Source organism: Caballeronia ptereochthonis (assembly GCF_001545075.1).
Classification (GTDB): domain Bacteria; phylum Pseudomonadota; class Gammaproteobacteria; order Burkholderiales; family Burkholderiaceae; genus Caballeronia; species Caballeronia ptereochthonis.
Window position 1 is genome coordinate 72,614 of sequence record NZ_FCOB02000024.1, and the last position, 25,312, is coordinate 97,925.

The following is a 25,312-nucleotide window of genomic DNA, read 5'->3' on the forward strand; positions in this document are numbered from 1 at the left end:
GACATGGAGTTCGCTTTAGGGCGCGCGAGGCGCCCCGATCATGAAAGGGACACGGCAATCCAGTCAACTATTGTAGCGAGAAGGCAGGCGCGGCTGATACCCGAGCCACACCAGGCGCCTCAAAGCTGCCGCGGTGCGGTGATACACTCGCATCACACTTTCCACGTCCATTTCCATGAAATTCTGTTCCGTCTGCGGCCACGAGGTCGGCCTGAGCATTCCGCCCGGCGACAACCGCGAACGCTACGTCTGCGGCAACTGCGGCACCGTTCACTACCAGAATCCGCGCAACGTCGTGGGCACCGTGCCCGTGTGGGACGACAAGGTGCTCCTGTGCCGCCGCGCGATCGAGCCCCGCTACGGATACTGGACGCTGCCCGCCGGCTTCATGGAAATGGACGAGACGACGAGCGAAGGCGCCGCGCGCGAAACGCTCGAGGAAGCCGGCGCGCGCGTGGAGATCCAGAGCCTCTTCACGCTGCTCAACGTGCCGCACGTGCATCAAGTGCATCTCTTCTATCTGGCGCGGCTGCTCGATATCGAAGTGGATCCCGGCGAGGAAAGCCTGGAAGTGAAGCTTTTCGAGGAGAGCGAGATTCCGTGGGACGAGATCGCGTTCCCGACGGTCGGCCAGACGCTGCGCTTCTTCTTCGCCGACCGCGACGCCGGCAACTTCACGCTGCATACGGGCGACATCTTTCGCACGCTGCGCGACGGCTGAGCGCCGCTTCCCGAGAACATGGTTCCCTGGCTCGCCGACGACGATCCCTTCCCGCCCGTCGAGCGCGCGCTCGGTGCATCGAGCGGCGCGCCGGGGCTGCTCGCCGCGAGCGCGGACCTGCTGCCGTCGCGGCTCGTCGACGCCTACGGGCGCGGCATCTTTCCGTGGTATTCGGACGGCCAGCCGGTGCTGTGGTGGAGCCCCGACCCGCGCATGGTGCTTTATCCGGCCGAGTTCAAGGTATCGGATTCGCTGCGCAAGACCCTGAAGCGCGTGGTGCGCGACCCGGCCTGGGAAATCCGCGTCGACCACGACTTCCCCGCCGTGATGCGCGCCTGCGCCGACACGCCGCGCGACGGCCAGCGCGGCACGTGGATCACGGCGGATATCGTGGACGCCTACACGACGCTGCATCGCGCGGGCAATGCGCACAGCGTCGAGACGTGGCACGACGGCGTGCGTGTGGGCGGCCTTTACGGCGTGTCGTTCGGGCGCATGTTCTTCGGCGAATCGATGTTCGCGCACAGGACCGACGCGTCGAAAATCGCGCTCGCGGCACTCGTCGGACACTTGCGCCGCAACAAAATAGAGATGATAGACTGCCAACAGAACACGTCGCATCTGGCGTCGCTGGGAGGCCGCGAGATTGCCCGCCGCGCGTTCGTCGCGCATCTTCGGCGAGCGGCCGCGGAACCGGCGATCAGCTGGCGCTTCGACAAATCCGTCCTTCTCGACGTGCTGGCACGCTGAACGCCCGAGCGCCACGCCTTTAGCGACATTCGACACGCAGCCGCCGGGCGCGCCATGCTTCGCGCGCCGGCTGGCAACGACGAGACGACGCCTGCGAGAGCCGCCAACGTGACACATCCGAACGAGCTACCGCTGTCACCGCTTTCCGCGCTGCAATTCTATGCAACAGCGCCCTACCCTTGCAGTTATCTGGAAGGGCGCGTCGCACGCTCGCAGGTGGCCACGCCGAGCCATCTCATCAACTCCGACGTCTACACCGAACTCGTGAAGGCCGGCTTCCGGCGCTCGGGCGTGTTCACCTATCGCCCTTACTGCGACGGCTGCCGCGCCTGCGTGCCGGTGCGCGTGCCGGTCGCGCGCTTCGTGCCGAACCGCGTGCAGCGCCGCGTATGGAAGCAGCACGGCAATCTCGTGGCGAGCGTCGCGCCCCTGCATTACGACGAAGAGCATTACGCGCTCTACATGCGCTATCAGTCGGCGCGGCACGCGGGCGGCGGCATGGACCGCGACAGCCGCGACCAGTACGAGCAGTTCCTGCTGCAGAGCCGGATCAATTCGCGCCTCGTCGAGTTTCGCGAGCCGGGCAACCCGGCGCATCCGGACGAGCGCGGCGAGTTGCGCATGATCAGCATGATCGACATCCTGGGCGACGGGCTCTCGTCGGTGTACACGTTCTTCGAGCCGGATCTGCCGAAAACCAGCTACGGCACCTTCAATATCCTCTGGCAGATCGAGCAGGCGAAGAGCCTCGACCTGCCGCACGTGTATCTCGGCTACTGGATCCGCGAGAGCGCGAAGATGGCTTACAAGGCGAATTTCCGGCCGCTGGAAGGCCTGATCGACGGCCGCTGGTCGCTGCTCGATCCCGCGAGCACGCTGTCCGCCGGCACGCTGCCGATGCCGGGACGCATCCACGGCCCGGGCCAGCCGAGATAGTCCAGGAAACCATCGCGACGCGCCCCGTCCGGCCTGGCGTCCAATGCCGCTAAAATAGCGGTCTTAAAAAAATCCCGCCGCCACCGGCTTTCATTTCGTGTTCAGTTCCCTCTATCCGCTCGCGCGCTCGCATCTCTTCAAGATGGACGCGGAAGACGCTCATCACCTGACGCTGCGCATGCTGGGCGCGGCCGCCCGCACCGGGCTCGCCAGCATGCTCGCGACGCGCGGCCCCGATTCGCCCCGCACCGTCATGGGCATCACGTTCCGCAACCCGGTCGGGCTCGCGGCCGGTCTCGACAAGGACGGCGCGTGCATCGACGGGCTCGCCGCGCTCGGCTTCGGCTTCATCGAAGTCGGCACCGTGACGCCGCGGGCGCAGCCCGGCAACCCACGCCCGCGCATCTTCCGGCTGCCCGAGGCGGGCGCGCTCATCAACCGGATGGGGTTCAACAACCGCGGCGTCGATCAGTTCGTCGCCAACGTGCAGGCCGCGCGCTATCGCGGCGTGCTGGGCCTCAACATCGGCAAGAACGCCGATACGCCGATCGAGCGCGCCGCCGACGACTACCTCTACTGCCTGGAGCGCGTCTACCCGTTCGCGAGCTACGTGACGATCAACATCTCGTCGCCGAACACGAAGAATCTGCGGCAACTGCAGGGCGCGGGCGAGCTCGACTCCCTGCTCGGCGCCCTCAAGGACAAGCAGCAGCGCCTCTCCGACCTGCACGGCAAGCTCGTGCCGCTCGCGCTCAAGATCGCGCCCGATCTCGACGACGAGCAGATCAAGTCGATCGCGGGCACGCTGCTCGCGCACAAGATCGACGGCGTGATCGCCACGAACACGACGCTGTCGCGCACGGCCGTCACCGGCATGCAGCACGGCGACGAAGCCGGCGGCCTGTCGGGGCGTCCGGTGTTCGACGCGTCCAACGAAGTGATCCGCAAGCTGCGCGCGGAAGTCGGCACGGAAGTGCCGATCATCGGCGTGGGCGGGATTTTCTCGGGCGCGGACGCGCGCGCGAAGCTCGCGGCGGGCGCATCGCTGGTGCAGATTTACACCGGACTCATCTATCGCGGCCCGGCGCTCGTGCGCGAATGCGTCGACGCGCTCGCCCAAAGCATATAGAAATAAGCAAACGATATGACGCGACGATTGCAATTTCAATATGATCGCCGCACCTGCTGACGCATCGATCGTGAATCAAGAGGAGAACAACACGATGAAACTGTCCACGCTCAAGAAACTCGTCGCCGCCAGCCTGATCGGCGCGGCCTTCACCGCCGTCACCACCGCCGCGCACGCCGAGGACCTGCTCGATCAGGTCAAGCAGCGCGGCACGCTGCGCGTCGGCCTCGAAGGCACCTTCCCGCCGTTCAACTCGAAGAATCCGCAAGGCGAGCTGGTCGGCTACGACGTCGACATCGCCAAGGCCGTCGCCGCCAAGCTCGGCGTGAAGCCCGAATTCGTCACGACCGAATGGAGCGGCATCATCGCGGGCCTGCAGGCGGGCAAGTTCGACGTGATCGTCAACCAGGTCGGCATCACCGATGCGCGCAAGCAGACGCTCGATTTCTCGCCTGCGTACACGTACTCGAACGCGCAGCTGATCCAGCGCGCCGACGACAAGCGCGACTTCAAGACGCTCGAGGATCTGAAGGGCAAGAAGCTCGGCGTCGGCCTCGGCACGAACTACATGGACATGGCGAAGTCGGTGCCGGGCATCGACGTGAAGACGTATCCGGGCGCGCCCGAGTATCTGCGTGACCTCGCCGCCGGCCGGCTGGACGCCGCGCTGAACGACCGCCTGATGCTCGCGTATCTGCTGAAGAACTCGCAGTTGCCGCTGCGCACCGGCGCGAACGTCGGCGCGGGCAACCCGTCGGGCATTCCGTTCAAGAAGGGCAATCCGAAGTTCGCGAAGGCGATCGACGACGCGATGACCCAGCTGGAGCAGGACGGCACCTTCTCGAAGATCTCGGACAAGTGGTTCGGCATCGACGTGACGAAGCCGGCGAAGTAAGTCACCGCCAGGTCAGTGCCTTCAGGGCACGCGGGGCGGCATCGTGCGACGGTGCCGCCCTTCGCTTTTTCAGCGCCGGTTTATGATGTGCGCTTTGTGCGCGCCGCCCGATTCGCGCCGCGCGCCGGTTCTTTCACCGCTTTCCGTTCATGTCCACGACATCCCTGCTCGTTCAATCGGCGCCCGTGCTGGCGCAAGGCGCGCTACTGACGATCAAGTTCGCGCTCTATTCGATGTTCTTCGGCCTCATCGCGGCCGTCGTGCTGGCGTTGATGGGCATCAGCCAGAACCGCGCGCTCGTCGCGATCGGGCGATGTTACGTGAGCGTGATGCGCGGCACGCCGCTGCTCGTGCAGATCTTCGTCGTGTATTACGGTCTGCCGAGCCTCGGCATTTCGCTCGAGCCGACGCCCGCGGGCGTCATCGCGCTGTCGGCGAACGTCGCCGCCTATCTTTCGGAAAGCATGCGCGGCGCAATTCTGGGCGTGCACAGCGGGCAGTGGCTCGCCGCGTACAGCCTCGGGCTCTCGCGCATCCAGACGCTGCGCTACGTGATCGGGCCGCAGGCGCTGCGCATCGCGGTGCCGAGCCTGTCGAACAGTCTCATCAGCCTGATGAAGGACACCTCGCTCGTGTCGGTCATCACCGTGACGGAGCTTCTGCGCAGCGCGCAGGAAGTCATCGCGGCGACGTATCAGCCGCTACCGCTCTATCTCGCGGCCGCGTTCGTGTACTGGGTGCTGTGCAGCGTGCTCGAATTCGTGCAGCGGATCTTCGAGCGGCGTCTCGCGTTGCCCGGACGGCACTGAAAGCCGACGCCATCGCTCGGACGGAAAGGCCGCTGAATGCGGCCTTTCCTGTTTCAGTCGGTCTCGAAAGGAAAGCGCAGCCCGAGATCGCGCCGCGCGGCGTCGATGATCGCGATCATCCGCATCGACGTCGCGTGGCTCATCACGGGGCTCTCGGTCGCGCCGGCGCGCAGCAGTTCGCAGAAGTGCGCGGTCTCGTAGTTGAGGCCGCCGCCCGTGAAAGGCTCGTCGAGCTCCACCTTGCGGCCGTCCGTGTACGCGATGGTCGCGCGCAGCGGATTCCACCAGTTTTCGTGGATCGTCACCGTGCCGCCCGTGCCGCCGATCAGCGCGTCGCCGCGGCCCTGCAGGTCGAGCCCGCAGAACAGTTGCGCGATGCCGCGCTCGTGGCGCACGTTCAGGCTCGCGAACACGTCGACGCCGGTTGCGCCCAGGCGGCCGATGGTCTGCACGTCGAGCGCCTCCCCGAGCCAGTCCACCGCGAGAAACGCCTCGTAGATACCGATGTCGAGCAGCGCGCCGCCGCCCGCTTCCAGTGAAAACGACGGATGATCGGGCGGCACGTTCGCCACCGAGCAGCCCGCGCGCACGAGGCCCACTTCGCCGATGGGGTCGGCCTGCAAATGCTCGCGCAGGCGCCGGTAGAGCGGATAGAACGGCGGCTTCATCGCCTCCATGAACAGCAGTTTCGCCGAGCGCGCCGCGTCGATCATGCGCTGCAGCGCGCGCGCATTCACGGCGGCGGGCTTCTCGCACAGCACCGGCTTGCCCGCCGCAAAGGCGCGCAATGCGTATTCCGGATGGCTGTCCTGCATCGTCGCGATGTAGAGCGCGTCGATCTGCCCGAGCATCGCGTCGAAATCGCCGAAGACGCGCGCATCGAAAGCCACGGCTAACGCGCGCGCCGGTTCCTCCCGGCGCGACCAGACGCCGGCGAGCCGCGCGCCCGCGACGTGCGCGAGGCTATCCGCGAAGCGCCGCGCGATGCGACCCGCGCCGACGATGCCCCAGCGTATCGTCTCTCCGGTGATGTTCGTGTCGGTCAATCCTTCCCTCCCTGAGCAATGTTCTCGTGCGACGCATTGTGCCTGATTGCATCGCATGCCAATTCCGCGAGGCGCGGCAGACGACAAAAAGCCGGGACATGTCCCGGCTTTTTGCTGGCGGCGAGCGGCGAACCGAACGGCGCGTCACGCCCCCGCTGGCGCGTTCATGTTCGGCGCGGCGGGCGGGCTGCTCACGCGCTCGAACGAGAACGCACGGCCCACTTCCTCCGCGGCCAGATCGACGAGCGCGCGCGTCGCGGCTTCGGCGGCGGCGGGATCCTTCGCCTCGATCGCCTCGACGACGCTCTTCTGCGCGGCAAGCGTCGCCTCGCGCACGGACTCGATGCCGTCGACGATCGGGTTCACCGTCACGAGCGCGCCGCGCACGATGGCAGTCATCTGACGAAAGAACTGGTTGCCGCTGGCGGCAACGATGCGCGTGTGCAGCACCTCGTCGGCTGCCTGATATTCCGGCTCGCCCACCTTCAGACGCGAAAGCGCGTCGAACGCATCGCGGATGCCGGCGATCTCGTCGGGCGTCGCGCGCGCGGCGGCCAGCGCGGCCGCGCGGGGCTCGATCAGCATGCGGAATTCGATTACATCGCGCAGAAAGGTCTGGTCGGGTTTCGCGCGAAAGCGCCAGCTCACCACGTCCTCGTCGATGAGGCGCCAGTCGCTCATCGGACGAATGCGCGTGCCCGTTTTCGGCCGCACATCCAGCATGTGGCGGGCGAGCAGCATCGAGAGCGCTTCGCGCATGACGGTGCGGCTCACGTCGAACTCCTTCGAGAGGATGTCCTGCGGTGGCAGTATCGCGCCATATTTTTGCTCGACAATCCCGGAAACGAGTCCGTCCATGACCTTCGCCACCAGCGATCGCTCTTTGTTCTCATCCATCTCGCTTCTCCCCTTCTCGCCTGTTCGGTAGCCGTGTGTATGAGCGCATCGCTTTCGCTTCTCGGGCTGCGAAAGGCACGACGGATTCCCGACAGGTCCATTCGTCGTGCTTGATACGTTGCGTCTTCGTTGCTTCGAATGCCAGTTAGGAATTTCCTGACAGGGTAATCCCTCTGACCTCGACGCCAATGATTCGTTTTTTTGTTCTTATCCGTTTCACGCCCATCCGCTGCTGCGCTCGCGCCGCGCGCGCGCCGCCATTCGTCAGGGAAACTGAAGAATGGCGGCGTCGCAGCGCGGCGCGAGCGTTCATTTGCGGCCCATTGCGTTCGTCGGACCAGTCATGCACTCATTTGAGCAAGCATCCCGTATGCCTTCTGTGCGAACGCGAACGCTCGCCCGCTGGCACAGGGCTTTTGTATGATCCGAGCGTTCGAAGGAAACGCGCCGTGGCGCGCCGATTCGTCAGTCGTATGCTCAAACTGCGCCATCGGGGGCGCGCGTGCGGCGCGCGTCGAGCGTCATATGGCGATGCCGCATCGATGCGCGCTCCGCGAGCGTGTGCTGGTAAATCGCCATGTACTCGCCGCTGACCCTTTCCACCGAAAGCCGCTGCAGATTCTGCTGCGCGCGCGCCGCGTACAGGCCGCGCGCCTGGCCGTCGATGAGCAGCCAGTGCAGCCTGGCCGCCGCCTGCGCCGGGTCGCCCGCGGGCACGAGCACGCCCGCGGCGCCGTCGTCGAGCATTTCGGGAACGCCGCCCACACGCGTGGCGACGATCGCGCACCCGGCCTCGCGCGCCTCGGCGATCACGAGCGGCGAAGGATCCTGGCGCGACAGAAGCGCGAAGACGTCGGCGCTTGCAAAATAGGGCCGCGCGTCGGCGACGAAGCCCGTGAACTGCACCGCCGGTGCGATGCCCAGCTCCACCGCGAGCGCTTCCATCGAGCTGCGGTCGGGACCGTCGCCGACGAGATACAGGTGCGGCGCGGGCAGGAACTCGCGCTCGTGCGCGGACTGCTCGAGCACGAGCGCGAACGCATGCAGCAGATCCGCAATGCCCTTTCTCCGGTACATGCCCGCCACGCAGACGATGTTCGGATGCTTCAGGCGCAGCGGCCGCGCGGCAGGCCGCAACACGAGCCGTGGCGCGCCCACCGCGCCGTTGAGCACGATCGACATGCGTTCCGGCCCGATGCCGCGCGCCGCCAGATCCTCGGCGACGGCGCGGCTCACGGCGACCATGCGGTCGCCCGCGCGCACGAGCGACGCACTTTTCTGCAACTCTTGATGCACTGTCGTCACCAGCGCGAAGCGCCGCCGCATGCTGCCGAAGCGCGAGATGAGCGCGCCGGTCATCATGTGCGCGTGAACGATGTCGGGATCGAAGCGGTCGATGAGACGGTTGAAGCCCGCGATCATCGACGGCACGCGCCATGGCTGCCGCGACTGCTGCAGCGGAATGTGCGTGATGCCGTGGCGCCGCAGAAGCGGCTCGAAGCCGCCGCCGGACGATGCGACTACGACCTCCTGGCCCATGCGCGCCTGCACGCAGGCGAGATCGACCATCATGTTGACGGTGCCGTTGCCGATCGTCTGCGCGTGGTTGGCGAGATGGACTATTCGCATGAGAGTGCTGTCTGCACGTGCGCCGGCTCATGCCGGCGGCATTGATCGTATTGTTTCGAGGATGGGTTTCGAGGCGGCGCGCCGCGCTGATCGTTGTTCTTGCCTCGATGCTGCCGGATTGCCGCCTGCTTACGCTTCGGTACGGGCGCCCGATTGCGGCGCCCGTCATGACGGCGGCGGCGAAACCTATAGCAACTCGTAGGTGTTCGCGTAGGCGCCGGGACCGGTGAACTGAAGCCTGCTCGTAGCGGCCGTCTCGCGAGGCTGGCGGCTCTTGCGGGTCAGACCGATGTACGGCATGCCGTGTTCGAGGAACGGACCCTCGGTCTTGCGAAAGCCGAATGCTTCGTAAAAGCCGCGCAAGCTCACCGGCGCGGTCAGGCGCACGCCGCGTCCGGGCCAGCGCTCGGCGGTCACGGCAAGCACGCGCTCGATCAGCGCATGCGCCGTGCCGTCACCGCGGCGCAACGGGCTTGTCAGGATCTTGTCGACCACCACTTCCGGGTCTTCGGCATCGCCCTCGTGGATGCGGGCATAGGCGAGCACCGGCATCGACCGGCTCATGTCTTCGGTCGCGAAGATGTGCGTGCCGGTTTCATCGCGTCCATCCGGGTCGAGATGCACATGCGACTGTTCGACAACGAACACCGCACTGCGCGCGCGCAAAATCAAATAAAGCTCGCGCGCAGTGAGTTGTTCGAAATCCAGGATTTTCCAGTTCATTGATTATCTCCATGCTTTGCCGGTAATGACCGGCGTTGCGACGATTAAACGTTACGTCCCGACCCGCCGGGATTCAGTGCGCCATCGCACCGACCCAAACCTTGCACCCGCTTCAAATAGGGCTCACCACACGCAAAAGCGGCGTCCCGGGGAAAAAGACGCCTGCTCGACGAACCAACGTCACGCGGCTGCCATTAATTCGGGCAGCCGCGTGTGTTCGCGTGCGTCGATAGCACTCGCGTAGTTCGGCACCTTCATGGGAAAATCAGAATGCATACCGCCATCGAACGCGACAGAAACGCAGAAGAACAAACCGGCACGCTTCGCCGCGCACGCGGTATCGGACGCCGGCCTTCCCGGCCCGAGGTAACGGCATGAGCGCGTTCCATACGAGCGGTGTGACGGGTTCAGGCGCGGGTCGTTCCCGCGTCGTGTCCCTCGATCCCCTGCGCATGCGTGCGCGGCGTCATCATGCGCATGCACTGCATCGTGGCGAGCGCATCTGGCGCGAGGGCGTCGCGCCCGTCGATCTGTGGATCGAACTCCTGCACGGCAGCGGGCTCGAGCCGCGCGCGGCGCTTGCGTTCACCGTCACGCAGGATTTCGAGGACGACCAGTTCACGCTCGGCAAGCTGCCAGTCGAGGACATCGAGAAGCTCTATGGCCTGCAGGTGCAGGAGCTTGCCGTGTTCGACTCGCTCGAGGCGCGCGCGCTCGTGCAGACGCGGCGCGCGAACATCGTACTCGTCGAAGTGGATGCGTTCTTTCTGCCCGACATGGGCGCGGGTGCCTACCGCCGCGAACATGCGAGAACGACCATCGGCATCGACGTGATCGATCCGGATGCGCGGCGTCTCGGCTACTTTCATCACACGGGATATCACCTGCTGAACGGCGACGACTACGACGGCGTACTGCGTCCCGACGCCACGCACGATCAGGACAGGTCGGCGCAGCCGCTTTTTCCGCACGTGGAATTCGTCAAGCGCGCAAGAGATCCACTCTCGGGAACGCCGCTCGCGGAAGTCTCGGCGGATCTCCTGTGCGCGCACCTGCTGCGGCGCCCGGCGCACAACCCGATCACGCGCTGGCGCGAGGCCTTTCCCGAGCACGTCGAAACGATGATCGCGCGCGGCGAACCTTATGCACGCCTCTACGCGTTCAACGTGATGAGGCAACTGGGCGCGAACTTCGAACTGCTCGCGCATTACCTGCAATGGATGCGCGAGCAAGGCTTCGATATTCCCATGCAGGCGCATGCGGGCGCGCGCAGGATAGCCAGCGAAACGATGGTCATGCAGTGCCGCCTGGCGCGCGCCCTTTCACACGGGCGGCGCGAGCTCTGCGAGGCTTCGTTCGATGTCGTCGAGGATGCGTATGAGCGTGTGGTCCCGCCGCTCGCGAATATCGTCTATTGATCATTTCATATGCACAGCGATCGATTTGCGATTCGCTCGAGGAACCATGCACTTCTAAATACATATTTGAACCCTGATTTCAAGCCCTTTTTCAATCGCTTACGCCGCGCGCCATATATCGACGCATATGACCACGTGATGTCTTCGCGCCATTTGGCGCAAATACCAATTCGCGCGATTAATCGTTCCGCATGAGGTTGTCCTCGATGAAACATTTCGGCGCGCCCTTGCGCGGCTCGATTCCGCTTCTCGCATGGCATCAATCCTACGATTCGGGCGCAAACGTTTTGCGTTGAAATGCGATTCGTCAGGTCGATGTCCGCTTTGTACAAGCGTCATGTGAGCCGATCCTCGCCCAATGACTCGCCTTCAGAACCGGTTCGCTCGCGGCATCGCGCACCGACTTTTCAGTTCGTGCAATTCACGCAACGTTTCCACTTGACAAGGCATCGCATGGAACACTTTTCCGGATGCCCGCAAACCGTTATGGGGCAATGCTCCGCGGGGAATCAAGAGGCTCGCGGTTCGGCACGCGTTCGCCAAGCCACGAAGCCCATGGAACACGAATGAATCAATTTTCATTGTCCCTACGAAAGAAGGTGTCCTGTCTAAGGGATGTCGACCTGTGAGGCTTGTCGCACGGTGGTCAGAAAAGATCGAACCGCTGTTCGGGGGGATTGCGCTGATGAAACTCATTGGGGCGTGCACGTATTCTTAAGACCACCAATGTTCAAGACTGAAACAAAAACGGCACGCTGCAGTGCATCACGAATTTCACTTCAGCAATGAGGCCACGCCAGCATTGCGATTGCCCGCATTGGCACAGTCCTCGCTATTAAGGACACGCAACCCGGCCGGCGCCCAATAAGAAAATCAACCGATGCGACGACGGGCTGCTACGGGGCTGGTGTGAAGCGCTTTTTGATGCAGTCGCAAGCGACTCTTAAGAGAACCGTCACGCCAGTAAATAAAAATGTGAAGCGCAACGCGCGAAGTTACGAGAGAGAACAATCATGCTCACCCTCCAGTCCGATCTGCACGGCAATCATCTGCTTGGCGCACTTCCGGCCCACGAATGGCAAGCGCTCACGCCGCATCTCGAACTCGTCCAGCTCCGCACCGAACAATTGCTGTGCGATTCGGGCCAACGCATTCACCATGTCTATTTCCCGACGACGGCCATCATCTCGCTGCTGCACACGATGGAGGACGGCGGTTCGGTCGAGATCGCCGCGGTGGGCCGCGAAGGCATGACGGGCGTTCCCGTGCTCACGGGCGGCGAAACCATGCCGACACGCGTGCAGGTGCAATGCCCCGGCTTCGCCTATCGCATGAGTGCCCAGGCGCTGCGCGAGCAATTCGGCCGCTCGGACTTTCTGCGCCGCCTGATGCTGCTCTATATGCAGGCCCTGCTCACGCAGGTCGCGCAGACGGCCGCGTGCAACCGCCATCACTCGCTGAACAAGCAACTTTGCCGCTGGCTGCTGATCGAAATCGACCGTACCGCGTCGAACGAGCTGCAAGTCACGCAGCAACTGATCGCCGACATGCTGGGCGTGCGTCGCGAAGGCGTGACCGAAGCTGCGGGCAAGCTGCACGACGCGGGTCTCATTCATCACAGCCGCGGCTGCATCAAGGTGGTCGACCGCGAGGGCCTCGAAGCCCGCGCATGCGAGTGCTACGGCCTCGTCAAGCGGGAATTCGACCGCCTGCTCCCGCGTCTTCGTGCAACCGAGGCGGCATCGGCCTCCAGCGTTTGATGGTTTCATGATGCAAGCAAAAAATCACGATATGTTTGCGTGGTCAGCACGCTGTCTGGACGTGTTTCTCATCATCGCGGGCGGATTGATCGCGCATTCGGTGCGCTTCGCCACGCTCGATATCAGCGACATCGAAAGGTTGCTGATCGCGTTCAACTCGGTGCTCGCCCTGCTCCTCTTTCCCGCGTTCGGCGTGTACGACCCCTGGCGCGGCAAGTCGCTTCCCGTGATGCTGGCGCGCGTCGCGCTCGCGTGGATGACGGTGGTGGCCGCGGGCCTGCTCCTCGCGTTCACACTGCATCGCATGGATCTGGTGTCGCGGCTGTGGTTCGCGTATTCGACCGTCATCTCCGGCGCACTCATCATCGCCGTGAAATGCGTGGTGTATTCGGGCCTGCGGTTGATGCGCGGGCGCGGCCTCAATCAGCGCACTGTGGCGATCGTCGGCGCGCAGGGTTTCGCGCGCACGCTGCTTGCGCATCTGAGCAGCACGCCGGAGCAAGGCTTTACGCCCGTTTGCCTGCTCGACACGACCGGCGACGAAGAGCTGCACGCGAGCGGCGTCGGCAGCATGCCGGGACCCGCGACCGCGATCGGCAAGGGCGGCGCGCGCCTGCCGGTGCTGAACGACTTCGACGAGCTCGTCGAGAAGGTTCGCGCCGAGGAGATCAACGAAGTGTGGCTCGCGCTGCCGCTGTCGCAGGAACACACGATCTACCGCTTCGTGCATGCGCTGCGGCATGATTTCGTGAATCTGCGGCTGATTCCGGACACGCGGAGCATCTCGCTCTTCAATCATTCGATGACCGATGTCGCGGGGCTCGCGACCATCAACCTGACGACTTCGCCGGTCAGCACGTTGCAGATGTGGCCGAAGATGCTGTTCGACCGCCTGTTCGCGGCGACCGCCCTGCTCGCGCTCTCGCCGCTCCTGATTGCGATAGCAATCGCGGTGAAGACGACGTCGAAGGGTCCGGTGTTCTTCACGCAGAACCGCAAGGGCGCGGATGGCCGGCCGTTCCGCATCTACAAGTTCCGCTCGATGGCGGTGCACCAGGAGACGGGTGGCCACGTCACGCAGGCGACGCGCAACGATCCGCGCGTGACGAAGATCGGCGCCTTCCTGCGGCGCACGAGCCTCGACGAATTGCCGCAGTTCCTGAACGTGCTGTTCGGGCACATGTCGGTGGTCGGCCCGCGTCCGCATGCGCTCGAGCACGACGATCTCTACAAGGATCTCGTCTACGGGTACATGTTCCGCTACCGCATCAAGCCGGGCATCACGGGCTGGGCGCAGGTGAACGGTTATCGCGGCGCGACGGAGAAAGTCGAGAAGATGCAGAGCCGCGTGAAGTTCGACCTGTTCTACATCCACAACTGGTCGTTCTGGTTCGACATCAAGATCGTCGCGATGACGATGTTCAAGGGATTCATCGGACGCAACGCGTACTGATCGATCTTTCGGCAGACAGAGGCCCGGCCGTCCAGCGCCGGGCCTTTCATTTTGTTTTTTGCGCCGCGTGCGCGCCGCGCCGGGAAAAGCGATATCTTGATTCGATCTTCGATCGAAATCGGACAACGGCCCCGAGGAGCACGATCATGTTCGGCAGACGTCAGCAGCGATGGCCGCACCAGGACGCGGCCCTGCGCATCGTGCGCAGCGCGCAGAGCGAGCAGAAAAAACGCCGCCGCATATTCGATTCGGGCCACTTGCGGCTCGCGATACTCGAATCGATCGACGAGCGAACGCGCGACGGATTCGACGTCATCGCGGCGCTCGAGACGCGCTGCGGCGGCTTGTATAGCCCGAGCGCGGGCATCGTCTACCCGATGCTGTCGCTGCTCGAGGATCAGGGCTTCATCGCGGCGCACGAGCTTCGAGGCGAGCGCAAGCGATACACGATCACGCGCGCGGGCCAGTTGCACCTCGACGAGAATCAGCCGTTCCTGAACGCGATTCACGCGCGGTTCGGCGCGTCGCCGGCCGATGGCTCGGGAAGCGGGGAAAGATCGGGCGGAGCATCCGGATTGCGCGAGGCATTCGCCCGTCTGAAGCAGGCGCTCGTCCTGCCCGGGCGCGCGGGCCATCACGACGCCGCGCGACTGGAAAAGATGCAGGAGATTCTGACGCGCGCGGCGCGCGAGATCGAAGCGCTCTGAGCGTTCTGAAGGGGCGCGCCGCGCGTCGCCCTAGACGTAGTCGATGCGCTCGACGCCCGTATCCGTGCCGAGCAGGCAGAGATTCGCGCCGCGCGCGGCGAAGAGGCCGACCGTCACGACGCCCGGCCACGCGTTGATCTGCGCCTCCAGCGCGCGCGGATCGTCGATCGAGAGGCCCTTCACGTCGATGATCTCATTGCCGTTGTCGGTGATGAAAGGCAAGCCGTCCTTCGTCACGCGCACGATCGGCACGCCGCCGAGCGCGGCGAGCTTGCGGCCGATCGCGGTGCGCGCCATCGGCACGACTTCGACGGGCAGCGGGAACTTGCCCATCACGGGCACGCGCTTGCTTGCATCCGCGATGCACACGAACACGTCCGCCACCGACGCGACGATTTTCTCGCGCGTGAGCGCGCCGCCGCCGCCCTTGATCATCGCGCCGCTCGCGTCGATTTCGTCGGCGCCGTCGACGTACACCGGCAGCGATTCGATCTCGTTCAGGTCGAACACCTTGAAGCCGTGCGATTCGAGCCGCGCGGTGGTCGCGAGCGAACTCGATACCGCGCCGCGATAACGCGCCTTCGATTGGGCGAGTGCGTCGATGAAGCAATTGGCGGTCGATCCGGTGCCGACACCGATGATCGCGCCTTCGGGCACGTTCGCATTCACGTAGTCGGCGGCGGCCTGGCCGACCAGTTGCTTGAGTTCGTCTTGAGTCATGGGAGCGGTGCTGCGCGTGAGGGAAAACCGGAATTTTATCGGAGCGCGCGGAGTGCACGCGCCGATCATGCCATCGCGCGCAGGAAGCCGAGCGGATCGTGCGTGCGCGCGACCGACGCGATGAACGCGAATACGACGATCGCCAGCACGCCGTAGACGGCGCGCGCGCCCTTGGTGCGGCCGCGCTTGAGCGCCAGCGTGCCGAGCACGATATAGACGACGAGGCCCGCGATCTTCGCGCCGAGCCACGCGGCGTTCGCGGAAAAGCCGATGATCGCGACCAGCGCGATTGCGCTTGCGAGCAGGAGCGTGTCGATGATGTGCGGCAGGATTTTCGCCGGACGCGCGGCGAGCAGGCGCGAGTCGGTCAGCATCCAGATCCAGCGCAGCACGAATCCGGCGATGGAGAGGCCCGCGCAGGTCATGTGGGTCGCGCGCAGCGGCAGAAAGTAATCGCCCATCGTGGGCACCTTTTCAGTTGACGAAGTACTTGTCGAGCAAGGCCTGGGCGATGGCGTCGCTTTCCGCATCCGCGTTGCCGGCGTAGTCCGACGGGCGAAAGTGCATCTGGAACGCGCTGAACACGCGGCGCGTCCTGTCGTCGAGCACGCCGTCGGTCGCGACGTCGTAGCCGTAGCGCTTCAGTTTCTCTTGAAGCGCGCGCACGTCGGATGGCGTTTTCGGATCGCGGCCGGCGAGATGCGCGGCGACGGTCGCGTCGTCGGGCCATGCGCCCACGCCGGCATCGTACAGCGCGCGCCACGGAAATAGCGGCCCCGGATCGATCTTGCGCTGCGGCGCGATGTCGCTGTGGCCGACGACGCGCGTCGGCGGAATGCCGTAGCGCGCGACGATGTCGCGCGAGAGCTTGATGAGCGCGTCGATCTGCGCGGGCCGGTACGGTTGCCACGCGTCATTTCCGATGGGGCCGAGATTCACGTTCTCGATGCCGATCGAGGAGGCGTTCAGCTCCGTCGCGCCTTGCCAGTAGCTCTGGCCCGCGTGCCAGGCGCGCTTGTCCTCGGGGACGAGCTGGTAGACGACCGGCTCGCCTCGTTCGATGCGCGGGACGTCGGGGACGACGTAGTGCACGCTGACCTGATCGCCGGTCAGGACCGCGAGCGAACCGGCTTCGTCGATTTCCGTGTAGTGCATCACGAGGAAGCGGATGCGGGAGTCGGCATTTTTGGCGCGCAGGCTCGTGTCGGCCATGTAGGTGCCGCGGTCGATGGTCGTGGTGGTGCAGGCGGTGAGCGTGCAAGCCGATATCAACGCGGCGAAACCGATCGCTTTCTTCATGCTCATCACGATTGCTTTTCCCAGATCGATCGCACCAGCATCCAGTGAGTCTGAAGCGCTTCACTGCTCGGTCGTTGCTTCGCATCCTTCGGCAAGCGGAGCAAACGTCCCGCAAGCGAGGCGTACTCGCTGTCTTTCAATGCCGGCGCGATGGAGACTTCATGACTCGCAGGGTCGATTGCGATCAATGCGCGGTCGTAGAGCGTGTGCAGATCGGCGCGAAGCAGAAGTCCGTTCGGCACGACGTTCGTCTCCTTGCCCATGTAGCGGCAAATGTGCGCGGCTTCGAGGACTGCTTCGACGCGGCAGTCCGTAAGCGCGCAGCGGCGTTCATACGCTTCCAGCAATTTCTTGCGAAACGCGGGTTGCCCTTGTCGCATGACGATGGCGGCATCTATCCATCGACGCGCATCTTCAAGATTCGACGGATCGAATGCCGTCGCTGTTTCGATGGCCTGTTCGACCCGGTCGATGAGGGGAGCGTTGGCTGGTGATTGGTCGAATCCAGGACTGCGCAGCTCGAAATATCCTTCGTGCCATTCCGTCACAAACGCCAAGCCGAGAACTCGATACCGAGGTTGTGGCTTGGTCTTTACCTGACGCAGCACTCCAACTGGAACTCCATCGTCCCTGCAGGCCAGCAGCGCGCGATTCGTGAACTGACTGTCGCGCTTCGCGGGATCGAGTTGCTCTTGAAAATATCGATACGTCCAGGAACCGTCCGTATTCACGATGGGTTCGTGATCCGCATAAGGACCGTTGAGCGATTGACGCACGCTCACCGCATACTTGATTCCAGCCGGCTTATGAATGCCTTTGGCCTTATTAACGATGAAAGTCCCATCCGGCAAAGGGGCCGGCCAGAAAACTTCTTGACCTTCACGGTCGTGGAACCACTGCAAAGCGGCGCGGTGAGCAGGCGCCAGTCGTTCGAAAATCGTATTAAGCGATGCCATGAACAAGCTGCCGCATGTCTTTGTTTGAAATCAAGTCGCTTACTTCTTCACCTGCCGCTGCCGCACCGCCTCAAACAAACAAACCCCGCTCGCCACCGACACATTCAAACTCTCGACGGCCCCGGCCATCGGGATATTCATGATCTCATCGCAGGTTTCACGAGTCAGGCGACGCATCCCCTCACCCTCCGCCCCGACGACGATCGCCACCGGACCATCCAGCTTGGTCTCGTAAAGAGAAGCCGTCGCCTCCCCCGCCGTGCCGATCACCCATACGCCCGCATCCTTCAGCTCACGCAGCGCCCGCGCCAGATTCGTCACGGTGATATACGGCACGCTCTCCGCCGCGCCGCTCGCCACCTTTGCCGCAGTCGCATTCAACCCCGCCGAGCGGTCGCGCGGCGCGATCACCGCATGCGCACCCGCGGCATCCGCAACACGCAAGCACGCGCCCAGGTTGTGCGGATCGGTGACCCCGTCGAGCACCAGCAGCAAAGGCGTGCCCGAAATACCGTCGAGCAGCTCGGCCAGATTCTGCGCGAGCGGCAGATCGTGCGCGCGCGCGACCACGCCCTGATGCTGGATATTGCCCGCCAGCCCCCAGAGACGCGATTCGTCCGCCGCGATCAGCCGCACGCCCGCTTCCTTCGCGGAACGCAGAAAGTCCTGCATGCGCCGATCGTTGCGCGTGGGGTCGTACAGCACCTCCTCGATCGACGATGCATCCGCGCGCAAACGCGCGGTCACTGCATGAAATCCGTATAGAACCTTGAGACGTGACATGACTGATCCGAACCTTCGGTGAAAACTTCAAAAGCACGACGCGGTCCGAAGCACGAAGCATCGGACCGCGCGTAATGGCTGGCGGCTGACAGTGCGAGCCGCCCTATCGTTTCTTGCGCGCCGGCCGCCCCTGCGATGCCGTCTTCGATGCCGCGCCGCGTTTCCTCGCAGCGCCGCCGCGCGTGCTCGCCGCGAGCGTCGCGCCCTTCTTCGTGCCGCCGCGGGCGCGCGTGCTGGGAGCGTCGTCCTCGTTGCTGAACGAGCGAATGCGCGGACCCGCCGCGCCATTGCCGGCGCTCGCCGCATCGCTCGCGCCCGACGAAGGACGCGGCGACGGCGGCTTCACGGGCGTATCGCGCACGAGACGAAAATCGATCTTGCGCGCATCGAGATCGACGCGGCTCACCTGCACGCGCACGCGATCCGACATACGGTAGCGAATGCCCGTGCGCTCGCCGCGCAGCTCGTTCTTGATCTCGTCGTACTGGAAATAGTCGGAGCCGAGCTCGGTCACATGCACGAGCCCTTCGATGAACAGCGAATCCAGCTGCACGAAGATGCCGAACGACGTCACGCCGTTCACCATGCCGCCGTACTCCTCGCCGAGCTTGTCGCGCATGAAGTAGCACTTGAGCCAGGCTTCGACATCGCGCGAGGCTTCGTCGGCGCGCCGCTCGTTCGACGAGCAATGCAAACCCAGCTCTTCCCAGATCGCGACGCTGTTGCGCGAGCGTCCGCGCGCCGTATCGTCGGCCTTCTGCATTTCGCGCGCGGCCTTCGTCAGACCCGTGCTCAGCGAGACATCGTGACCGATGTCCGGCAGATACTTCTTGCCCTGCAGAATCGCGTAGATCGCGCGATGCGTGAGCAAGTCGGGGTAGCGTCGAATCGGGCTCGTGAAGTGCGCGTACGCCTCGTAAGCGAGCCCGAAATGGCCGATGTTGTCGGGGCTGTACACGGCCTGCTGCATCGAGCGCAGCACCATCGATTGCAGCATCTGCGCATCGGGCCGGTCGCGGATCTGCGCGATCAGCGCGGCGTAGTCGCTCGCGTGCGGCTTCTCGCCGCCGGTGAGCGTCAGGCCGACGCCGCGCAGGAACGCGCGCAGGTTCTCGAGCTTCTCTTCCGTCGGCCCCGCGTGCACGCGATACAGCCCCGGATGCTTGTTGCGCTTCAGGAAATCCGCCGCGCAGACGTTCGCGGCCAGCATGCATTCCTCGATCAGCCGATGCGCGTCGTTGCGATGACGCGGCACGATCTGCTCGATCTTGCCCTGCGAGTTCACGACGATATACGTCTCCGTCGTGTCGAAATCGATCGCGCCGCGTTTCTGGCGCGCGGCGTGCAGCGCCTTGTAGACGCCGTAGAGGTTCTGCAACTGCGGCAGGAGATCGGCGCGGCGCGCGGCTTCCGGTCCCTTCGTGTTGGTCAGCACGGCCGCGACTTCGGTATAGGTGAGCCGCGCCGCCGAATGCATCACGCCCGGATAGAACTGATACGCCTTGATCTCGCCGCGCGCCGTGATGACCATGTCGCACACGAGCACGCAGCGGTCGACGTCCGGGTTCAACGAGCAGAGCCCATTCGACAGCTTCTCCGGCAGCATCGGGATCACGCGCCGCGGGAAGTACACCGACGTGCTGCGGTCGAGCGCATCGACATCGAGCGGCTCGTTCGGGCGCACGTAATGCGACACGTCCGCGATCGCCACCAGCAGGCGGAAGCCCTGACCGCGACCGACCGCGATCGGCTCGCAATAGACGGCGTCGTCGAAGTCGCGCGCGTCCTCGCCGTCGATGGTGACGAGCGGCACGTCCCGCAAATCCACGCGATGACGGATATCGACCGGACGCACTTCGTCGGGCAGCTTCGCGGCCTGCGCGAGCGCGGCTTCGCTGAACTCATGCGGCACGCCGTATTTGCGCACGGCGATCTCGATCTCCATGCCGGGATCGTCGATATCGCCGATGACCTCGACCACGCGTCCGAGCGGCTGCGAATGGCGGCTCGGGAAGTCCGTCAGATCGACCGACACCACCTGCCCGACCTTCGCCTTCTTTGCGTTCTGCGTGATGAGAATGTCGTGCCCGATGCGCTTGTCTTCCGGCACGAGAAGCAGCGCGCCGTTCTCGTTGATGAGGCGCCCGATGATGCGCTTGTTCGCCCGCTCCGTCACTTCGACGATATGCCCTTCCGGCCGCCCGCGACGGTCGTAGCCGACGATGCGCGCGAGTACGCGATCGTTGTGCATGACCTTCTGCATTTCGCCGTTGGGCAGGAAGAGATCGTCCTGGCCGTCGTCGCGGATCAGGAAGCCGAAGCCGTCGCGATGGCCCTGCACGCGGCCCGCGACGAAATTGGACGGATGAGTCAGCTGGTAATGGCCGCGCTTGTCGAGGCGGATTTGCCCGTCGCGTTCCATGGCCGCCAGGCGCTTGAAAAATCCTTCACGCTCCTGGCGTTTGATCGACAGCGCTTCGGCGATGTCGTTCGCGGCATGCGGAGTCTCGCTCGTGCGCAGCACGCCGAGAATCTCTTCGCGGCTGGGAATCGGATAGGGATATTTGCTCAAGGGCTTGATCGTGTTGTTCTCGTTTGGGCTGGACTTTTTCCCGTACTGTGCGGCCATGCGGGCTTACATCGTTCGGATCATTCTAACACCCGTCCTTCAAGCGCCACGGGCGTTGCGGGCCGATTCGACGCGCCGCGCGCCGCGAGGAACGCGCAAATTCGAAACACTTGACAGGCCCGTTACGCTCGCTATAATGGCGTTCTTTGCTGCTGAACTCACGCAAAACGCACCCTTGCCCAGGTGGCGGAATTGGTAGACGCACTAGGTTCAGGTCCTAGCGGTGGCAACACCGTGGAGGTTCGAGTCCTCTCTTGGGCACCAGATGTCGGAAAAAGCCACCTTCGGGTGGCTTTTTCTTTTTATGCGGAGACCGTGTTTCTGGTTTCGACGGGTCGCAAGACTTTTCGGTTGACACGGCTTCCATTCCCGCTAGAATAGCGGGCTCGCTGTACCCCGTGGCCCAGGTGGCGGAATTGGTAGACGCACTAGGTTCAGGTCCTAGCGGTGGCAACACCGTGGAGGTTCGAGTCCTCTCCTGGGCACCACGAAGCAACTCGGCGCAGCACAGAGAAGTCCGGAAGACCCCGTAAATCTTGAATTTGCGGGGTTTTTTGTTTTTTGGCGTCCGACTCGCGCAACGAGGCGTCGCCCTGGAAAAGCCGACGTAACGTCCCTCGCGCGCAGATCAACGATCGCCGCGAATCGAAGCAGTACGGCCACCAGTCGCCGGGTGACGATCCGCTCGTCATCCTCGGGGGTATCCATGTCCTGCGCGAACCGGTCGTTGGAGGACTGATAGAGGAACACCTCGTCCGGGTGCTCGGCAATCAGCTTGCGGCATCCCGGATTGATGTGCCCGCTCGTCACAGCGACGCGACACACCCGCCACCGACGTCATCTGCCCCTGCCGTGGCGTGGATTGAACTGGAAGGGTAGCGGCAGGCCGTCCAGCGCGTCGACTACCGCGCGCCCGTTGAAGCCCGTCACGACGACCACTTCCTGCGCCCGGCCGCGAGCAGCGTACGAGCCGTCCGCCGCACCGCCGACTCGCCGCCGAGCGGCAGCAGCAGCTTGTGTCCGCCCTGTACCTGTAATCAGCAGATCCACTACCGTGCGATGGTCTTCCTCCCCGAGCGATTCGCCGCGCGACTGCAGGCTTTCCTGCGAGCCGTAGTCGCGCAGAAAATCGAAAGCATCGTTGCTCATTTCGACGAGCTTCTCATCGGTGCGGGAGAGCTGCGCGCCGCCCTTCGCGCACGAACGCCGCATCGATGTTCACCTCGCTCATGTCGTTGACGATCACCGCGACGCGCCGCCCTTCGCGGTTGTCGAGAATGTGATTGAGCAGCGTGGTCTTGCCCGCGCCGAGGAAGCCGGAAAGAACGGTGACCGGCAGTCGTGAGTCCATGAGTTGCTCCTTGTCTGTCAGACCACGCGTGCGCGGGACGATGCACGCGCAAATGCCTCACGTTAGAAGGTCGTGCGCAAGCCGACCATCACGCTGCGGCCGCCCTCGGGTGCGATATCGCGCACGACCGAACTCGCATAGCGGATGTCCTGGTTCGTCAGGTTGTCGCCGCGCACATAGGCGAGCCAGTTGGTCGTGCCGACGTGGAACTTGTAGGTGAGCATCAGGCCGAGCCTCGTATAACTGGCGGTCGGCAGATCGTCTTCGGGCACGCGATGCTGCGCCCACGCATGCTCCATTTCCGCACGCGCGCCGAAGGGCCCGTAGCCGTAGTCGACCGCGACTGTCGCGCGCAACGGCGAGATGCGCGGCAGCGGCTGACCGGTGTCCATGTTGCGGGCGTGCGTATAGTCGCCGACCAGCGAGACATCGACCTTGTGCGCGCCGTGCTCGTACACGCGCCACTTGCCATCGAGCTCGATGCCATAGAACTCCGCGCGCACGCCGCGATAGACCGCTTCATTCAGCGCACCGTCAGTGCCGGGAGGCACGACTTCGTCATCGTCGTTGACCAGGCGGCCGGTGTTGTACTCGGTCAGGTAGTTTCGAAAGCGGCTGTAGAACGCGCCGATGCTCCCCTTGTTCGGCCCGCTAGCGAAACGCAGCGACAGGTCGGCCGACACGGCCTTCTCCTTCTGCGCATCCGGATTGCCGATCAGGTATTGACCGGTCGCGTCGTGCGGTCCGTTGGCGAAGAGTTCGTAGAGCGCGGGCGCGCGCTCCGTATAAGCGATGTTGCCCGCCACCGACCACGCAGGCGTCAGCTTGTACAACGCCCCGAGCGAGGCGCTGACCGCGTTGAAGTCGCGATCGGCCGCGCTTGCAAACTTGTCGTTGCCGGCTGCCGTGGGATCCTGCTTCACGTGTTCATAGCGTGCGCCCGCGCTCAGCTTGAGCGCATCAGTGACATTCCACTCTTCCAGCCCGAACAGCGCGACGTTGGTCGTCTGCGTGGTCGGCACGAGCGCCTCGTCGCCGAGCGCGGAGAAAGTGTTCTGGCTGATCTGGACGCCGATCGCGCCTTCGAGCGGACCGATCTTGCGGTGCCGCGCTTCGAGACGCGCTTCATAGCCGTGGTTGCGGAAGGTCGTGCTCGTCTCGCCATTGTCGATTTCCCTGTGCTCGTAGTCCGTATAGCCGAAATCGAATTTCAACTGCGAGAAGGGCCCGCTCAGGTTGCGCACCTCGGATGCGAAGGCCACGTGATCCTGATGCATGCGCAGTCGCACATCGTCCTCAGCGACCGAACCGTAGTTCGCTTCGTAGCCGTTGTAAGACAGGCCCGCATAGCCATCGGCCCAGGTGTACGCGCCGCCGACCGCGCCGCCGTGCCAGCGGCCGTCGCTGTTCGGGATGCTGCCGTAGGCTTGGTCGGCGTCCGGGCCGTCGAGCGCGCGCTGGCGGTCCGAATGCGCGAAGCCAGGAATGCGCTCCTTGCTGGTCTCCCGGTCGAAGGCATCGACGTGAAAGGCGAATTGCCCGTTGCCGCCTTCCACCATTACTGCGCCGGCGCGCGCGTTGTTGGCGCCGCCGTAACTCGCGTCGACGGCGCCGTCCACGCCCTTGATCGGCTCGCGCGGAATGCGGTTGTCGATCGTATTGACCACCCCGCCGATCGCGTTGCCGCCGTACAGCAGCGCCGCCGGCCCGCGCACGATCTCGACGCGCTCGATGGTCAGCGGCTCCTGTGGCACGGCGTGATCATAGGAGAGCGACGATGCGTCCCATGCAGCCACGCCGTTCTGCAAAAGACGGATGCGGTCGCCGTCCATGCCGCGGATGATCGGGCGGCCGACCATCGGGCCATAGGTCGTCGTGGACACGCCGGGCAGGCCATTGAGCGTCTCGCCCAGTGAGTTCGTTTGTCTGCGCGTCAACTCGTCGCCGTACAGCGCGGTGGCGGGCGCAATGAGATCGGTGTCGCCCAGCGGATTCGCAGTCACGAAAACGGGAGCAAGTGCTCCGCCAGGCACTGGAGCGGAACCCGCGGTTGCATCTTGTTGCTGCGCCTGCGCCACGAGCGCAATCCAGGCCAATGAAAGCGGCGACAGCCGCAGGGCTCGTCGGGAGAAGCGTGTCAGGTCTTTTTTCACGGTCTTTGTTTGAGTATTTCGTGCTGGTGCCATCCGCGCCGCATGTGCAACAATATATCGTTGCACAATGAAGACGAGGGTTGCCTGGGTCCTCACCGAAGGACAGTTCGCCTTCAATTCGGAAATGCAATGTTATATCATTGCATTCATAGCGTAAAGAAACGCGTTTGACGGGTACCCGAAGTGGCAGGCCGTTGCTCATGACCCGGCTGCGGCGACTAGATCCGGGACTAGCGCGAACAAGTCGCCGGCGCGGCAATCCCCGCGCACTGTCGAACGGCCGTGGGATTCTCGCCTTCCAACCATTCATTTTCTATTCTATTTTCTTTCGTTAATAGTCTATTTTCAAACCATTGAATTGAAAATGAATCAATCTCGCATTCCTCAATTTATTTTCGTTAATCGCCGCTTCGAAGTAACCCGCCCGTTTAAGCAGCCGATTAACCGGCGGCGTACACTCGCTCGTGCGCACGGCCACACGCCCGCCGTGCTGCAGGCGGTTCATTTATTGCTGCCGCATGGCAACGCTCGCCAATCGAACTATTCAA

At 64.1% G+C, this 25,312-nt stretch carries 22 protein-coding genes, 2 tRNA genes and 1 pseudogene; 12 read left to right on the top strand and 13 right to left on the bottom strand.

The features are described 5' to 3' along the window. The first annotated feature begins 175 nt into the window (after positions 1-175). The 6 genes from AWB83_RS24160 to AWB83_RS24185 all read left to right on the top strand — a co-directional run bounded on the left by AWB83_RS24160 (position 176) and on the right by AWB83_RS24185 (position 5,240). Positions 176-721: an NUDIX hydrolase gene (locus AWB83_RS24160; RefSeq protein WP_087048141.1), complete on the top strand. Its 546-nt coding sequence runs from the start codon at positions 176-178 to the stop codon at positions 719-721. Between the two features lie 18 nt (positions 722-739). Then, positions 740-1,471 (top strand): leucyl/phenylalanyl-tRNA--protein transferase, encoded by a 732-nt coding sequence (gene aat, locus AWB83_RS24165; protein ID WP_087048142.1) that lies wholly within the window; start codon positions 740-742, stop codon positions 1,469-1,471. A gap of 108 nt (positions 1,472-1,579) precedes the next feature. Continuing rightward, positions 1,580-2,407, top strand: a complete 828-nt coding sequence (locus AWB83_RS24170; RefSeq protein WP_087048184.1) for an arginyltransferase — start codon at positions 1,580-1,582, stop codon at positions 2,405-2,407. A gap of 97 nt (positions 2,408-2,504) precedes the next feature. After that, a complete protein-coding gene (locus AWB83_RS24175; protein WP_087048143.1) occupies positions 2,505-3,536 on the top strand; it encodes a quinone-dependent dihydroorotate dehydrogenase in 1,032 nt (343 codons plus the stop codon). A 94-nt stretch (positions 3,537-3,630) separates the two neighbouring features. Continuing rightward, a complete protein-coding gene (locus tag AWB83_RS24180; protein WP_087048185.1) occupies positions 3,631-4,431 on the top strand; it encodes a cystine ABC transporter substrate-binding protein in 801 nt (266 codons plus the stop codon). Positions 4,432-4,580: 149 nt separating this feature from the next. Then, positions 4,581-5,240, top strand: a complete 660-nt coding sequence (locus tag AWB83_RS24185) for an amino acid ABC transporter permease (protein ID WP_087048144.1) — start codon at positions 4,581-4,583, stop codon at positions 5,238-5,240. A gap of 53 nt (positions 5,241-5,293) precedes the next feature. Here AWB83_RS24185 and AWB83_RS24190 read toward each other — a convergent pair whose 3' ends face one another. The 4 genes from AWB83_RS24190 to AWB83_RS24205 form a co-directional block, all read right to left on the bottom strand. After that, complete coding sequence (locus AWB83_RS24190) at positions 5,294-6,286, bottom strand: Gfo/Idh/MocA family protein (RefSeq protein WP_087048145.1); 993 nt, start codon at positions 6,284-6,286, stop codon at positions 5,294-5,296. Between the two features lie 144 nt (positions 6,287-6,430). Further along, a complete protein-coding gene (locus AWB83_RS24195) occupies positions 6,431-7,183 on the bottom strand; it encodes a FadR/GntR family transcriptional regulator (RefSeq protein ID WP_087048146.1) in 753 nt (250 codons plus the stop codon). 477 nt (positions 7,184-7,660) lie between these two features. Beyond that, the gene (locus AWB83_RS24200; protein ID WP_087048147.1) at positions 7,661-8,812 is read right to left on the bottom strand and encodes a glycosyltransferase family 4 protein; all 1,152 of its coding nucleotides are present in this window, start codon (positions 8,810-8,812) and stop codon (positions 7,661-7,663) included. A gap of 186 nt (positions 8,813-8,998) precedes the next feature. After that, complete coding sequence (locus AWB83_RS24205; RefSeq protein ID WP_244197863.1) at positions 8,999-9,535, bottom strand: GNAT family N-acetyltransferase; 537 nt, start codon at positions 9,533-9,535, stop codon at positions 8,999-9,001. A 374-nt stretch (positions 9,536-9,909) separates the two neighbouring features. Here AWB83_RS24205 and AWB83_RS24210 point away from each other — a divergent pair, with 374 nt between their 5' ends. The 4 genes from AWB83_RS24210 (at position 9,910) to AWB83_RS24225 (ending at position 14,873) form a co-directional block, all read left to right on the top strand. After that, positions 9,910-10,953, top strand: a complete 1,044-nt coding sequence (locus tag AWB83_RS24210) for a DUF1839 family protein (protein WP_087048148.1) — start codon at positions 9,910-9,912, stop codon at positions 10,951-10,953. Between the two features lie 1,013 nt (positions 10,954-11,966). After that, positions 11,967-12,713: a Crp/Fnr family transcriptional regulator gene (locus AWB83_RS24215; protein WP_014191659.1), complete on the top strand. Its 747-nt coding sequence runs from the start codon at positions 11,967-11,969 to the stop codon at positions 12,711-12,713. A 31-nt stretch (positions 12,714-12,744) separates the two neighbouring features. Next, positions 12,745-14,166: an undecaprenyl-phosphate glucose phosphotransferase gene (locus tag AWB83_RS24220; protein WP_087048149.1), complete on the top strand. Its 1,422-nt coding sequence runs from the start codon at positions 12,745-12,747 to the stop codon at positions 14,164-14,166. Between the two features lie 146 nt (positions 14,167-14,312). Further along, positions 14,313-14,873, top strand: coding sequence for a PadR family transcriptional regulator (locus AWB83_RS24225; protein WP_087048150.1), 561 nt, complete (start codon positions 14,313-14,315; stop codon positions 14,871-14,873). Positions 14,874-14,903: 30 nt separating this feature from the next. On the opposite strand, the gene rpiA is transcribed toward AWB83_RS24225, so the two are convergent. From rpiA to rnr, 6 genes are all read right to left on the bottom strand, one after another. Beyond that, a complete protein-coding gene (rpiA, locus tag AWB83_RS24230; RefSeq protein ID WP_087048151.1) occupies positions 14,904-15,593 on the bottom strand; it encodes a ribose-5-phosphate isomerase RpiA in 690 nt (229 codons plus the stop codon). A 65-nt stretch (positions 15,594-15,658) separates the two neighbouring features. Next, the gene (locus tag AWB83_RS24235; protein ID WP_087048152.1) at positions 15,659-16,054 is read right to left on the bottom strand and encodes a SirB2 family protein; all 396 of its coding nucleotides are present in this window, start codon (positions 16,052-16,054) and stop codon (positions 15,659-15,661) included. 13 nt (positions 16,055-16,067) lie between these two features. Further along, positions 16,068-16,892 carry an N-acetylmuramoyl-L-alanine amidase gene (locus tag AWB83_RS24240; protein ID WP_087048186.1) on the bottom strand — a complete coding sequence of 275 codons (825 nt, stop codon included), beginning with the start codon at positions 16,890-16,892 and terminating at the stop codon, positions 16,068-16,070. Positions 16,893-16,897: 5 nt separating this feature from the next. Next, positions 16,898-17,848 (bottom strand): HNH endonuclease, encoded by a 951-nt coding sequence (locus AWB83_RS24245; protein WP_087048153.1) that lies wholly within the window; start codon positions 17,846-17,848, stop codon positions 16,898-16,900. Positions 17,849-17,887: 39 nt separating this feature from the next. Further along, complete coding sequence (gene rlmB, locus AWB83_RS24250; RefSeq protein ID WP_087048154.1) at positions 17,888-18,631, bottom strand: 23S rRNA (guanosine(2251)-2'-O)-methyltransferase RlmB; 744 nt, start codon at positions 18,629-18,631, stop codon at positions 17,888-17,890. 103 nt (positions 18,632-18,734) lie between these two features. After that, positions 18,735-21,203, bottom strand: coding sequence for a ribonuclease R (gene rnr / locus AWB83_RS24255; protein ID WP_208636802.1), 2,469 nt, complete (start codon positions 21,201-21,203; stop codon positions 18,735-18,737). Positions 21,204-21,437: 234 nt separating this feature from the next. Between rnr and AWB83_RS24260 the strand changes: the two genes are divergently transcribed. After that, a tRNA-Leu gene (locus tag AWB83_RS24260) sits at positions 21,438-21,524 on the top strand. A gap of 137 nt (positions 21,525-21,661) precedes the next feature. Then, positions 21,662-21,748, top strand: a tRNA-Leu gene (locus AWB83_RS24265). Positions 21,749-22,295: 547 nt separating this feature from the next. On the opposite strand, the pseudogene AWB83_RS24270 reads toward AWB83_RS24265, so the two are convergent. The 3 genes and pseudogenes from AWB83_RS24270 to AWB83_RS36540 all read right to left on the bottom strand — a co-directional run. After that, a pseudogene (locus AWB83_RS24270) lies at positions 22,296-22,611 on the bottom strand (GTP-binding protein); the annotation flags it as partial. Positions 22,612-22,673: 62 nt separating this feature from the next. Then, positions 22,674-24,797 carry a TonB-dependent receptor gene (locus tag AWB83_RS24275; protein ID WP_244197864.1) on the bottom strand — a complete coding sequence of 708 codons (2,124 nt, stop codon included), beginning with the start codon at positions 24,795-24,797 and terminating at the stop codon, positions 22,674-22,676. A gap of 298 nt (positions 24,798-25,095) precedes the next feature. Then, positions 25,096-25,269: a hypothetical protein gene (locus tag AWB83_RS36540; protein ID WP_159463077.1), complete on the bottom strand. Its 174-nt coding sequence runs from the start codon at positions 25,267-25,269 to the stop codon at positions 25,096-25,098. Positions 25,270-25,312: the final 43 nt, after the last annotated feature.

Coding starts and splice junctions, on each gene's coding strand:
- AWB83_RS24160 (WP_087048141.1), top strand. CDS start 176: ATGAAATTCTGTTCCGTCTGCGGCCACGAGGTCGGCCTGAGCATTCCG.
- aat (WP_087048142.1), top strand. CDS start 740: ATGGTTCCCTGGCTCGCCGACGACGATCCCTTCCCGCCCGTCGAGCGC.
- AWB83_RS24180 (WP_087048185.1), top strand. CDS start 3,631: ATGAAACTGTCCACGCTCAAGAAACTCGTCGCCGCCAGCCTGATCGGC.
- AWB83_RS24185 (WP_087048144.1), top strand. CDS start 4,581: ATGTCCACGACATCCCTGCTCGTTCAATCGGCGCCCGTGCTGGCGCAA.
- AWB83_RS24195 (WP_087048146.1), bottom strand. CDS start 7,183: ATGGATGAGAACAAAGAGCGATCGCTGGTGGCGAAGGTCATGGACGGA.
- AWB83_RS24200 (WP_087048147.1), bottom strand. CDS start 8,812: ATGCGAATAGTCCATCTCGCCAACCACGCGCAGACGATCGGCAACGGC.
- AWB83_RS24205 (WP_244197863.1), bottom strand. CDS start 9,535: ATGAACTGGAAAATCCTGGATTTCGAACAACTCACTGCGCGCGAGCTT.
- AWB83_RS24210 (WP_087048148.1), top strand. CDS start 9,910: ATGAGCGCGTTCCATACGAGCGGTGTGACGGGTTCAGGCGCGGGTCGT.
- AWB83_RS24215 (WP_014191659.1), top strand. CDS start 11,967: ATGCTCACCCTCCAGTCCGATCTGCACGGCAATCATCTGCTTGGCGCA.
- AWB83_RS24220 (WP_087048149.1), top strand. CDS start 12,745: ATGTTTGCGTGGTCAGCACGCTGTCTGGACGTGTTTCTCATCATCGCG.
- AWB83_RS24225 (WP_087048150.1), top strand. CDS start 14,313: ATGTTCGGCAGACGTCAGCAGCGATGGCCGCACCAGGACGCGGCCCTG.
- rpiA (WP_087048151.1), bottom strand. CDS start 15,593: ATGACTCAAGACGAACTCAAGCAACTGGTCGGCCAGGCCGCCGCCGAC.
- AWB83_RS24235 (WP_087048152.1), bottom strand. CDS start 16,054: ATGGGCGATTACTTTCTGCCGCTGCGCGCGACCCACATGACCTGCGCG.
- AWB83_RS24240 (WP_087048186.1), bottom strand. CDS start 16,892: ATGAAGAAAGCGATCGGTTTCGCCGCGTTGATATCGGCTTGCACGCTC.
- AWB83_RS24245 (WP_087048153.1), bottom strand. CDS start 17,848: ATGGCATCGCTTAATACGATTTTCGAACGACTGGCGCCTGCTCACCGC.
- rlmB (WP_087048154.1), bottom strand. CDS start 18,631: ATGTCACGTCTCAAGGTTCTATACGGATTTCATGCAGTGACCGCGCGT.
- AWB83_RS24275 (WP_244197864.1), bottom strand. CDS start 24,797: ATGGCACCAGCACGAAATACTCAAACAAAGACCGTGAAAAAAGACCTG.
- AWB83_RS36540 (WP_159463077.1), bottom strand. CDS start 25,269: ATGAACCGCCTGCAGCACGGCGGGCGTGTGGCCGTGCGCACGAGCGAG.